Below are 12,585 nucleotides of genomic sequence, written 5' to 3' on the forward strand. Positions count from 1 at the left end.
GTTCGACGGGACCCGGCGCGAGACGGTGATGCGATTCTGATGCGCGGGTGATCTTCGGCCGGCTGCCGAGTGCGCGGCCTGTTCGGCGGCAGTGCGGTCGGATCACGCCCCTTCCGAATGTTGACGTCAACATGTACAGTCGGCACTCGGGTGTGTTGACGTCAACACACCCGAGCTGCACGGACCGTTTCGAAGGCGAAAGAGGACGACGTCAATGAGGATGCAGGGCAGACGAATCGCGGCGCTCATCACGGGCGCCGCGCTGACGACGGGGGCGCTGGCCGCGGCCCCGATCGCCGGTGCCGCGCCGGCGCAGGCGGCGGACGGGGTGACCGTCACGCCGAACCCCTGGTACGCGGGCGAGGAGTTCGAGGGATGGGGCACGAGCCTCGTCTGGTTCGCGAACGCAACGGGCGACTACCCGGAGGAGCTCCGCGAGGAGCTCTACCAGAAGGTGTTCGGCGAGGACGGCCTCGACCTGAACATCGCGCGCTACAACATCGGCGGCGGCAACGCCTCGGATGTCACCGACTACCTGCGCGCCGGCGGCGCCGTCGAGGGCTGGTGGGCCCCGGACCCGGATGGTTCCGTCGGCACGTACGGCGGCGCCGCGACGACCTACGGCGAGCGGGGCGACGTGCTCGCCGCGTGGGACTCGGGCGATGAGGCAGCCTACGACTGGGACGCCGACGCGACGCAGCGCTGGTGGGTGCAGCGCCTCGCCGACGACGGCAGGATCACCCACTGGGAGACCTTCGCGAACTCGGCGCCGTACTTCATGACCGAGAGCGGGTACGTCTCGGGCGGCTTCAACTCCTCGGCCGAGCAGTTGAAGCCCGCTGCGATCGACGACTTCGCCGAGTACCTCGTGCGCGTCACGGAGCACCTCGAGGACGAGTACGGCATCGACGTCGACACCATCGACCCGCTCAACGAGCCGAACACGAACTACTGGGGCACGACGCTGCGCGACGGCGTCCCGGTCGGGGGGCGCCAGGAGGGCATGCACGTCGGCCCGGCCCGGCAGGTGCAGCTCGTGGATGCACTCGCCGCGCAGCTCGACGCGGATGGCACGACGACTGATGCCGGCGTGGCCGCCATGGACGAGACGAACCCGGGGACCTTCGCGACGAACTGGGCGGCGTACCCGTCCGCGACCCGTGCGGTGGTCGACCGGATGAACGTGCACACCTACGGCACCTCCGGCCGGCTCGTCGTGCGGGACCTCGCCAAGCAGGCCGACACCGACCTCTGGATGAGCGAGATCGAGGGCAGCTGGGTCGACGGCTACGACCCGGTCGACATCGAGAACGGCCTCGGCATCGCCGGCCGCATCATCGACGACCTTCGCGAGCTCGAACCCAAGGCCTGGGTGCTCTGGCAGCCCGTCGAGGACCTGTACAACATGCAGCCGCAGGGCGAGAACCTCAACTGGGGTTCGGTGTTCATCGACCTCGACTGCCGCCCGTACGACGAGGGCGGCACGGAGGTGTGGAAGTCGGCACGTCGCGTCGCGGACGCCGGTGGCGACACGACCGCCGTCGCGCCGTGCGGCGTGGAGGTGAACTCGAAGTTCAACGCGATCCGCAACTTCACCAAGTTCATCCACGAGGGCGACCACCTCATCGCGGTCGACGACACGTCGAGTACCGCGGCGCTCCGCGCCGACGGCAGCGGCGCGACGGTCGTCCACCGCAACACCAGCGGGTCCGAGCGCCAGGTCACGCTCGATCTCTCGCGCTTCGGCGAGATCGCCGACGGGGCGAGCGTCACACCGTACGTGACCACGCAGGCGACCTCGGCCGGTGAGCCGACCGCCACCGCGCTCGTGGCCGGCGACGCCGTCGCGGTCGACCCGGAGTCCGGCAGCGCGACGATCACCGTCCCGGCGAAGTCGATCACGACGTTCGTCGTCGACGGCGTCTCCGGGGTGGCCGACGATACGCCCGCGCTCCGGGACGGTCGCGGCTACCAGCTCGTGGGCACGCAGAGCGCGAAGGCCCTCACCGCAGGCAGCACCCCCGCCACCACGATCACGACACTGGCGACCGACTCCTCGCTCGCCGTGCGCCAGGCATGGACCGTGCACGAGGTCGAGCCCGGTGAGCGTGCGGCGACGCGGCGCGTCGTGCTCGAGGCATCCGACGGCCGGGTGCTCGGGGCGACGAGTTCGGGAACCGACCTGCGCTCGATCGACGTCGAGGCTGCCGCCGACGACTCCGCGACCCGGTGGATCGTGAACACGACCGATGGCAGGGCGTTCTCTCTCGTCAACGAGCGGCTGGGCCTGTCGCTCGACGTCGGCGGGCAGTCCACCGCCGAGAACGCGAACGTCGGGGTCTACGGATCGAACGGCGGGACCAACCAGTCGTGGCAGCCGCGCGACCTCGCGCCACTCGAGGACCAGTCGATTCCGGCGCGCACCCTCGTCGGCGTCGAGCCGGTGCTGCCGACGACCGTCGCACCGCGCTACGCCTGGGGCGCCGGGGTCGCCGTGCCCGTCGAGTGGGCGCTGCCGGATGCCTCGGCCTGGGCCGAACGCGGCCGCGTCGAGGTCGCCGGCACTGCGACCGACGTGTTCGGGCGGGAGATCGCCGTGACCGCGAGGGTCGACGTCGGCGGGCTCACCGCGACCGATCCCGTGTCCGTGACGGTGGCGAAGGGTGCGAGTCTCGCGGGCGTGCAGGCCGCCGCGCCCGCGGCGGCGCCGGCCCACGTCGGGGCGTCCGAGCAGGCGTTCGACGTGCCCGTGGCCTGGGACTGGTCGGAGGTCGCCGCCGACGCGTTCGGCGAGGTCGGAGTCATCCGAGTCGACGGCACCGCGACCGTCGACGGCGAGAGCCTGCCGGCCGTGCTCTCGGTGCTCGTCACCGACGGGACGCTGCGCAACTTCGCGCCCGATTCCGGCGTGACGGCGTCGGCGAGCTCGACCGAGTCGGGGTACCCGATCGACCGCACGCGCAACGGGGTGGTCGGCGACAAGGGCTGGTCGAACTGGGTCTCGACGAACAAGCCGACCCAGAGCACGCTGACCTACGCGTTCGCCGGTCGGGAAGTCGAGCGGGTGACCGTGCACTTCTGGCGCGACGGCACGAGCAGCTGGGCGCAGACCATGCAGGTGCAGCTGCGTGATGCAGGCGGCATGTGGGCGCCGGCGCCGGGCTGGGAGCAGTCCCAGCCGGTCTCCTCGCCTGTCGACGGCAGCGCGCCGATCGTCACCGCCGAGTTCGCGCCGACCACGGCGACGGGCGTGCGCGTCGTCATGAACGCGTACCCGAACACGCACCTGATCGTCTCCGAAGTGCAGCTCTTCGAGTCGGTGCCGGCCGCTGCCGCGGTGAGCGACCTCGCAGCCCTGCGCCTCGACGGCGAAGGCGTGGACGGGTTCGATGCGGCGGTCACGGAGTACACGGTGGACGTCGAGGGCGGACGCCTGCCCGTGCTCGACGCGATCGCGGTCGACTCGGCGGCGGCCGTGCGCATCGAGCAGCCGACCACCGCCAACGGCGGCGTGGGAACGGTGTCCGTGACGAGCGCCGATGGCAGCGAGCGGACCGTCACGACCGTCACCGTGCGGCGACACGCGATGATCGCCGACCTGCAGGTCGTCGATCGGCCCCGCGTCGGTACCCCCGCAGTCGCGACGGCCACGATCGATCCCGGCGACGGCGCGATCGCCTGGCAGTGGTTCAGGAACGGCGAGCCGATCGACGGGGCGACGGAGCAGGCCTACACGCCGGTGACGAACGACGCGGGCAAGCTGCTCAGCGTGCGCGTCAGCGTGGAGGCCGATGGCGTCGACCCCGCGAACGCCGAGACCGACGGCGGCCGCATCCTCGCGGCGAATGCGCAGAAGCCCTGACACGCGTCAACGAACGAGCGCCCGGTCCCTCGCGGGGCCGGGCGCTCGTGCGACGCCGGGATCAGCGCGTGGCCGGCGCCGCGGTGCTCTGCCGGACGACGAGCTCGGTGTCGACGAGGGACGGCTCGCGGCGCTCGCCGGACTCGACCTCGTGCAGCAGCGCCTCGACCGATCGGCGACCGACCTCGCCGAAGAACTGCCGCACCGTCGTCAGCGGGGGCCAGAAGCTTCCTGCCTCCTCCATGTCGTCGAAACCGACGACGCTCACCTCGTCGGGCACCGCCCGCCCGGCTTCGTGCATCGCCCGGAGGACGCCGAGCGCCATCTGGTCGTTGGCGGCGAAGACTGCGGTGACCTCGGGATCGGCGGCGAGCCGCAGGCCGAGCTCGTGGCCCGAGTCGGCCGACCAGTCGCCGACGAGCGGCGGATGCACCGCAGCACCGCGGTCGCGGAGCGTCGCCTCCCACGATTGGCGGCGACGGGTCGCGGAATAGGAGCGATCCGGGCCGGCGATGTGCCAGACGGTCGCGTGGCCGAGGTCGAGGAGGTGCTCGGTCGCCTGCCGTGCGCCGTGGGCCTGGTCCGTGTCCACGCCCGGGAACCGGTCGTGCCCCGTGGAGTCGACGATGACCACGGGCAGGCCCGGCGGCAGTTCCACGTCGCTCTCGTCGAGGAGATGCGCCTCGATGATGATGATCACGCCGTCGACGGCGGCGTCGGCGAGCCGGTCGAACGCGACCGACACCTCGCCGCGGGTCGGATGCGGGACCGGGATGAGCGTCAGCGAATAGCCGGCCTCCTCCGCGGCCGACGCCACGGCGTCGAGCGTGCGCATGTTGCCGAAGCTCGACAGCGTGAACATGATCACCCCGATGCTGCGGAAGCGGCCGGTGCGCAGTGCACGGGCGGCGCTGTTCGGGCGATAGCCGAGCTTCTCCATGGCCGCGAGCACGCGCGCGCGCGTCTCGGCATCGACGTTGGCGCGCCCGTTGGCCACTCGTGAGACGGTCTGCCCGGAGACACCCGCTTCGCGGGCGACGTCGGCCATCGACGGCCCGCGTCGACGGGCGGACGTGGTCGGCCCGTTCGGGGAGACGGTCGTCATGGATGGCTCCTTCGTCATGGCCTGCGCCCAGAGTGGCGCATGTTCACGTCAACATGCTACGGTGTCTCCACGCCATGTTGACGTGAACATGGTGATTGATTGGAAGAATGATGACAACGACGTCCCCCGCCGCGCCGGCCCTCGCCGCGGCCACGACGGCGCCCGGCCGCAGGCGCAGCGCGCGCGGTCGCAGCGAATGGAAGGGCCTGGCGTTCGTCGCCCCCTTCCTCGTGGTGTTCCTCCTGGTGTTCATCGCGCCGGTCGCGTACTCGCTGTACCTGAGCCTGTTCCGCCAGCAGCTCGTCGGCGGCAACGCGTTCGTCGGGCTCGACAACTACGCGGCCCTCGTCCAGGACCCGCAGTTCTGGGAGTCCTTCGGTCGGGTCGTCCTCTTCCTCGTCATCCAGGTCCCGGTCATGCTGGCGCTCGCGCTCGTCGCCGCGCTCGCGATCGACAGCGCACGGCTGCACGCCTCCGGCTTCTTCCGGATCGTGATCTTCCTGCCCTACGCGGTGCCGGCGGTCGTCGCGGTCCTCATGTGGGGCTTCATGTACGGCGACAACTTCGGACTCGCCGCGAACATCAACGACTGGCTGGGCGCGACCGTGCTGACTCCCTTCGCCCGGGAGTGGGTCCTCGTCTCGATCGGCAACATCGTGACCTGGGAGTTCGTCGGCTACAACATGCTGATCTTCTACTCGGCGCTGCGCGTCATCCCGACCGACCTGTACGAGGCGGCGGAGCTCGACGGCGCCGGGCCGTTCCGGGTCGTCACGGGCATCAAGCTCCCCGCACTTCGCGGTGCGATCGTCATCGCAACGATCTTCTCGATCATCGGCAGCTTCCAGCTCTTCAACGAGCCGAACATCCTGCGCACGCTGGCGCCGAACATCATCACCACGTACTTCACGCCGAACATGTACGCCTACAACCTCTCGTTCGCGGGCCAGCAGTACAACTACTCGGCCACCGTCGCGATCGTGATGGGCGTCATCACGGCCGTCATCGCCTACGTCGTGCAGCTGCGCGGCTCGCGCAAGGAGGACCGATGAGCACCACCGCCGTCCGCGAACGCCGGTCGGCCGGCTCCGCCCGGCCGACGGATGCCGCGCCCCGCCGTCGTCGCACGTCGCCGCTGCAGCCGCGCAAGTCCGTGGCCTTCACCCTCATGATGGGCATCTTCGTCGTCTACAGCCTCGTGCCGCTGCTCTGGCTGGTGATCAACGCGACGAAGACCCAGGCCGGTCTGTTCTCGAGCTTCGGGCTCTGGTTCGGCGACGAGTTCGTGCTGTTCCAGAACATCTGGGAGACGCTGACGTACCGCGACGGGATCTTCCTCCGCTGGTTCGGAAACACCCTCCTCTACGTCGTGCTCGGCGCGGGCGGGGCGACCCTGCTCGCGACGCTCGCCGGCTACGGACTGGCCAAGTTCCGGTTCGCGGGGCGACGCGCGATCTTCGCCGTCGTGCTCGGCGCGATCGCCGTGCCCGGCACGGCGCTCGCCGTGCCGACGTTCCTCATGTTCAGCCAGCTCGGCCTCACCAACACCCCGTGGGCGATCATCATCCCGTCGCTGATCAGCCCGTTCGGGCTCTACCTGATCTGGGTGTACGCGGTCGACTCGGTTCCGACCGAGCTCCTCGAGGCCGCGCGGATGGACGGCGCGGGCGAGTTCCGCACCTTCTTCACGATCTCGATCCGGCTGCTCGCTCCCGGGATCGTGACGGTGCTGCTCTTCACCGTCGTCGCGACCTGGAACAACTACTTCCTGCCGCTGATCATGCTGAGCGACCCCACGTGGTACCCGCTCACCGTCGGCCTCAACCAGTGGAACGCGCAGGCCACCGGCGTCGGCGCGCAGCCCATCTACAACCTGGTGATCACGGGCTCGCTGCTCACGATCGTCCCCATCGTCGTCGCGTTCCTCGGGCTGCAGCGGTTCTGGCAGTCCGGGCTCAGCGCCGGAAGCGTCAAGCAGTGACCGAGCGGCACTGCCAGGCGGACCACCCCCAGCCCGCTCGACCGGAGCGTCCTGCCCCGGAACACATGGCACAACGAAGTGAAGGGACACATCCCATGCGCATCACCCGATCCGCCACCCGGCGGACCCTGTCGGTCGTCGCGGCGGCCGCGCTGGTCGGTTCGCTCGCGGCCTGCTCGGCGGGCGGCGACGCCGGCTCGACGGGCTCGGCCGACGACCTCGACGCCGCGCTCGAGCAGGGCGGCAAGATCACCTACTGGAGCTGGACCCCGAGCGCCGAGGCGCAGGTCGCGGCGTTCGAGGAGGCCTACCCGAACGTCGACGTCGAGCTCGTGAACGCCGGCACCAACACGGAGGAGTACACGAAGCTCCAGAACGCCATCAAGGCAGGATCGGGCGCGCCCGACGTCGTGCAGATCGAGTACTACGCGATCCCGCAGTTCGCGCTCTCCGATGCACTGGTCGACCTGGGCGAGTACGGCCTCGACGAACTCGAGGACCAGTACTCGGCGTCCACCTGGGGCGCGGTGAACGTCGACGGCAAGCTCGTCGGCCTTCCGCAGGACTCGGGACCGATGGCGCTGTTCTACAACGCGACCGTCTTCCAGGAGAACGGCATCGAGGTGCCTGCCACCTGGGACGAGTACGTGCAGGCTGCGCGCGACCTCCACGCGGCCGACCCCTCGAAGTACCTCACCTCGGACACCGGCGACGCGGGCTTCACGACGAGCATGATCTGGCAGGCCGGCGGCCGGCCGTTCGGCATCGATGGAACCGACATCACGATCGACCTGGCCGACGAGGGCACGCAGCAGTGGACGGGCGTCTGGAACCAGCTCGTCGAAGAGGAGCTCCTCGCGACGACCCCCGGCTGGTCGGACGAGTGGTTCAAGGGCCTCGCCGACGGCTCGATCGCCTCGCTCGTGATCGGCGCCTGGATGCCCGGCGTGCTCGAGTCGAGCGTCCCCGACGCGTCGGGCGACTGGCGGGTGGCGCCCATGCCGACCTACGACGGCACCCCGGTCGCCGCCGAGAACGGCGGCGGCGGCCAGTCCGTCACGAAGCAGTCGGAGAACCCGGCACTCGCCGCGGCATTCCTCCGCTGGCTGAACAGCGACCCGGCCTCCATCGACATCTTCCTCGAGAGCGGCGGCTTCCCGTCCACGACCGCCGACCTCGACGACCCGGAGTTCGTGGGCTACGAGTCGGAGTACTTCGGTGGCCAGAAGATCAACGAGGTCCTGACCCAGGCGTCGAAGGACGTCTCGTCGGGCTGGTCGTACCTCCCGTACCAGGTGTACGCGAACAGCATCTACGGCGACACCGTCGGCCAGGCCTACGCGAACGCGTCCGACCTGAACGACGGCCTCGCCGACTGGCAGGAGCAGCTCGTCCAGTACGGCAACGATCAGGGCTTCTCCGTCAGCGAGTAGTCCTCGGATCGAGGAGCGGGGCCGGCCGGTCACCCGGCCGGCCCCGTCGCCTCCCACCTCACCTCACCTCACCTCACCTCACACCACCGGGATCGATCGCTCGATCGCCGGACCGCACGAACGGAGTCCGCATGACCGCCCGCATCCGCCTCGACCCGGCCGCCGCCATCGGCGCCGTGCCGCGCCGGCTGTTCGGCACGTTCGTCGAGCACATGGGCCGCTCCGTCCACGGAGGCATCCACGACCCGGCCTCCGCGAGCGCGGACCATCGCGGGTTCCGCTCCGACGTCGCCGACCTCGTCCGCGAGCTCGGAGCGACGGCGGTCCGCTACCCGGGTGGCAACTTCGTCTCCGGCTACCGATGGGAGGACGGCGTCGGTCCCGTCGACGAGCGACCGGTGCGCCTCGAACCCGCCTGGCGCGGCATCGAGCCGAACACCGTCGGCCTGCACGAGTTCGCCGAGTGGGCGGCGGAGGCCGGCATGGAGCTCGTCGAGGCCGTGAACCTCGGCACGCGCGGTCCGGCCGAGGCCGCAGACCTGCTCGAGTACGCCAACCACCCCGCGGGCACGACGCTGAGCGACCGGCGGCGCGCGAACGGACGTGACGAGCCGTTCGACATCCGCGTCTGGTGCCTCGGCAACGAGATGGACGGCCCGTGGCAGATCGGACACAAGACCGCCCACGAGTACGGGCGCATCGCCGCCGAGACCGCGCGGCTCATGCGCTTCATCGACCACCGCGTCGAGCTCGTGGTCGCGGGCAGCTCGAACTTCGAGATGCCGACGTTCGGCGACTGGGAGCGCACGGTGCTCCAGCTGACCGCGGGGCTCGTCGACCACATCTCCGTGCACGCCTACTACGAGGAGCAGGGCGATGACGCGGCGAGCTTCCTCGCCTCCGGCGCGCACCTCGACCGCTACCTCGACGCGGTCGCCGCGATCATCGACGAGGTCGCGGCCGACACCGCGACGGAGCCAGTGGGCATCAGCGTCGACGAATGGAACGTCTGGAACCAGACCCGCTGGAACGAGGTCGACAAGCCGCGCGTGCTCGGCGGCGAGTTCCGCAACCAGCCCGTCATCGAGGACGACTACACGGTCACCGATGCGGTCGTCGTCGGAGGGCTGCTCATCGCGCTCCTCCGCCACGCCGACCGCGTGAGCATGGCCAACCTCGCGCAGTTGGTCAACGTCATCGCGCCCATCCGCTGCGAGACCGGTGGCCCCGCCTGGCGGCAGACCACGTTCTTCCCGTTCCGCGACGCGGCGCGCCATGCCCGCGGCGTCGTCGTGCGCCCGGAAGTCGACGTCGACACCCATCGCACCGATCGACACGGCGACGTCGCGATCGTGGATGCGGTCGCGACCGTCGACGCGGACGAGGCATCCGTCTTCATCGTCAATCGCAGCCTCGACCGGCGGATGCCGCTGCATCTCGCGGTCGTCGACGAAACGGTCGACCGAGGCGTCAGCGGCGGTTGGCGTGTCGCCGAGGCGACGACGTTGACCGTTCCCGAGGGAGCCGACCGCCATCGCACGAACGGCCCGGGCGACGAGGCCGTCCGCCCGGCGCCCCTCGCTGGGGTCCGTTCCGACGGCGAGGTGATCGCGGCGGAGCTGCCCGCACTGTCCTGGACCGTCATCCGGCTCGCGCGCGACGCGCAGGAGTCGTACGAGGAGGAGACCCCGTGAGCCGCTTCGCCATCGGCGAGACCGACTTCGAGCTGGACGGTCGGCCGCACCGGATCCTGGCCGGAGCGCTGCACTACTTCCGCATCCACCCGGACCTCTGGGCCGATCGGATCCGGAAGGCCCGGCTCATGGGCCTCAACGCGATCGAGACCTACGTCGCGTGGAACCAGCACGAGCCGGTGCGCGGCAGGTGGCGCGCCGACGACGACGTGGACCTCGGCCGCTTCCTCGACCTCGTGGCCGCCGAGGGCATGCACGCCATCGTCCGACCCGGTCCGTACATCTGCGCGGAATGGGACAACGGCGGACTGCCCGCGTGGCTGTTCCGCGATCCCGCCGTCGGTGTGCGCCGCTTCGAGCCTCGCTACCTCGCCGCCGTCTCGGACTACCTGCGGAACGTGTACGACATCGTCGCGCCGCGGCAGATCGACGTCGGTGGACCGGTGATCCTCGTCCAGATCGAGAACGAGTACGGTGCGTACGGCGCCGACAAGGACTACCTCGCGGAGCTCGTGCGCGTCACGCGCGATGCCGGCATCACGGTGCCGCTCACGACGATCGACCAGCCGACTCCGCAGATGCTCGCCGACGGCAGCCTGGCGGGCCTGCACCTCACCGGCTCCTTCGGGTCGCGCACCGCCGAGCGCCTGGCGACCCTCCGCGAATACCAGCCCACCGGTCCGCTCATGTGCATGGAGTTCTGGTGCGGCTGGTTCGACGATTGGGGCTCGCACCACCACACGACGGATGCCGCCGCCTCCGCGGCCGAGCTCGACACGCTGCTCGCGGCCGGCGGCTCGGTCAACGTCTACATGTTCCACGGCGGGACCAACTTCGGGCTGACGAACGGTGCCAACGACAAGGGCCGGTACGCGCCGATCACGACGAGCTACGACTACGACGCACCGCTCGACGAAGCCGGGTACCCGACCGAGAAGTTCTGGGCGTTCCGTGACGTGATCGCGAAGTACGCGGACGTGCCCGACGAGCGGCCCGCCGAGCGGGCGCCCGCGCCCGAGATCACCGCGCCGCTCGCGGTCGGCCCGTCGCTGCTCGAGGTCGCGCCGAGGCTCGGCGACGAGTCGCGCCATGACGACGTCCCGACCTTCGAGGACCTCGACCAGGATCGCGGCGTCGTGCTCTTCGCCACTCGGCTCAGCCGAGGCGGGCCCGGCGTGCTCACCGTGGGCGAGGAGGTGCGCGACCGAGCCTGGGTGCTGATCGACGGGGTTCCCGCGGGCGTGATGGGCAGGGACGCGCACGAGCGCGCGGTCGCGCTGACCGAGGCGCGCGGCGAGCTCGTGATCGTCGTCGAGGACCAGGGTCGCGTGAACTACGGCCCGCGAATCGGCGAGCACAAGGGACTCATCGGCGGCGTCGCGCTCGACGGCGTTCCGCTGACGGGATGGGCGGCCCGACCGCTCGACCTCGACCGGCTGCCGGACCTGGCGAGGCTCGGGCCGTCCGAGTTCGCCGCCGGTCCCGTGCTCGCCCACGGCGAATTCGACGCCGAGGCATCCGCCGACCTGTTCCTGGACACCCTGCACTGGGGCAAGGGACTCGTCTGGATCAACGGGTTCCTGCTCGGTCGCTACTGGCGCCGCGGGCCGCAGCGCACGCTCATCGTGCCGGCGCCCGTCGTCCGCGCGGGGCGCAACGAGGTGGCCGTGCTCGAATTCGAGACGATCGCCGAGCCGGAGGTGCGGTTCCTCGCGCATCCCCACCTCGGGCACACCGAGATCTGACGCGGCCCCGGATGGATTCGGACGCGAGGGGAGAGCCGTCCCAGTCCCGCATCGCGCGGCGAGCGGGCGTGACCGGCGGGGCGCACGCGGCATCCGCCCAGACGGCCCCGCCTAGGCTGGAACCCATGCATCTCGCCCTCGTCCGCCACGGACAGACCGAATGGAACCTGCGCGGGCTCATGCAGGGCCGGACCGACATCCCGCTGAACGCGACCGGGCGCGCCCAGGCCGCGCAGGCGGCGCGCACGCTCGATCCGGCCGACTGGGACGTCGTCGTGAGCTCGACGCTCGGCCGGGCGCGGGAGACCGCCGCCATCCTCGCCGACGGGCTCGGCCTGCCCGTCGCCGGAGCGTACGACGACCTCGTCGAGCAGGACTTCGGCGACGCCGAGGGCACGCACGTCACGCAGATCGACGAGCGGTGGCCGGGCAGGGAGTTCCCGGGCAAGGAGCCCGACCACGAGGTCGGCCCGCGGGGGGCGCGGGCGCTCGCGCGCATCGCCGTCGATCACGACGGCGCGCGCGTGCTCGCCGTCGCGCACGGCACGCTCATCCGGCACGCGCTCGGCGAGCTCAGCGGCCACGAGGCGCAGAGCTACCCCCGGCTCGACAACCTGTCGGTCTCGCGGCTCGAACGAGCGGATGCCTCGTGGCGCGTGCTGACCGTCGGCGGCACGTCGTTCGACGAGGTGCTGCCGTGGCTGCGTCCGGTCCGTGCGGGTGACGAGGTGCTGGGTCGCACCGCCTGAGCGCCGGCCGACGTGC

At 70.9% G+C, this 12,585-nt stretch carries 8 protein-coding genes; 7 read left to right on the forward strand and 1 reads right to left on the reverse strand.

Annotation, left to right across the window (positions count from 1 at the left end):
• Window positions 1-214: 214 nt before the first annotated feature.
• Window positions 215-3,862, forward strand: coding sequence for a glycoside hydrolase (locus tag ACFVHK_RS14705; RefSeq protein WP_376929462.1), 3,648 nt, complete (start codon window positions 215-217; stop codon window positions 3,860-3,862).
• A gap of 61 nt (window positions 3,863-3,923) precedes the next feature.
• Here ACFVHK_RS14705 and ACFVHK_RS14710 read toward each other — a convergent pair whose 3' ends face one another.
• Entirely contained in the window at window positions 3,924-4,967 is a 1,044-nt protein-coding gene (locus ACFVHK_RS14710; protein ID WP_376929463.1) for a LacI family DNA-binding transcriptional regulator, read from the reverse strand.
• 110 nt (window positions 4,968-5,077) lie between these two features.
• Here ACFVHK_RS14710 and ACFVHK_RS14715 point away from each other — a divergent pair, with 110 nt between their 5' ends.
• The 6 genes from ACFVHK_RS14715 (at window position 5,078) to ACFVHK_RS14740 (ending at window position 12,569) form a co-directional block, all read left to right on the forward strand.
• Window positions 5,078-6,019, forward strand: a complete 942-nt coding sequence (locus ACFVHK_RS14715; RefSeq protein WP_376929525.1) for a carbohydrate ABC transporter permease — start codon at window positions 5,078-5,080, stop codon at window positions 6,017-6,019.
• The gene (locus ACFVHK_RS14720) at window positions 6,016-6,948 is read left to right on the forward strand and encodes a carbohydrate ABC transporter permease (RefSeq protein WP_376929464.1); all 933 of its coding nucleotides are present in this window, start codon (window positions 6,016-6,018) and stop codon (window positions 6,946-6,948) included. The genes ACFVHK_RS14715 and ACFVHK_RS14720 overlap by 4 nt, the downstream gene beginning before the upstream one ends.
• Before the next feature lie 95 nt (window positions 6,949-7,043).
• Complete coding sequence (locus tag ACFVHK_RS14725; protein WP_376929465.1) at window positions 7,044-8,381, forward strand: ABC transporter substrate-binding protein; 1,338 nt, start codon at window positions 7,044-7,046, stop codon at window positions 8,379-8,381.
• A 131-nt stretch (window positions 8,382-8,512) separates the two neighbouring features.
• Entirely contained in the window at window positions 8,513-10,075 is a 1,563-nt protein-coding gene (locus tag ACFVHK_RS14730) for an alpha-N-arabinofuranosidase (RefSeq protein WP_376929466.1), read from the forward strand.
• The gene (locus ACFVHK_RS14735; RefSeq protein WP_376929467.1) at window positions 10,072-11,820 is read left to right on the forward strand and encodes a glycoside hydrolase family 35 protein; all 1,749 of its coding nucleotides are present in this window, start codon (window positions 10,072-10,074) and stop codon (window positions 11,818-11,820) included. Before ACFVHK_RS14730 ends, ACFVHK_RS14735 begins: the two co-directional genes overlap by 4 nt.
• 125 nt (window positions 11,821-11,945) lie before the next feature.
• On the forward strand, window positions 11,946-12,569 hold the full coding sequence (locus ACFVHK_RS14740; protein WP_376929468.1) for a histidine phosphatase family protein: 624 nt from the start codon (window positions 11,946-11,948) through the stop codon (window positions 12,567-12,569).
• The last annotated feature ends 16 nt before the right edge of the window (window positions 12,570-12,585 follow it).

This window comes from Agromyces binzhouensis (genome assembly GCF_042672355.1).
Taxonomy (GTDB): Bacteria; Actinomycetota; Actinomycetes; order Actinomycetales; family Microbacteriaceae; genus Agromyces; species Agromyces binzhouensis.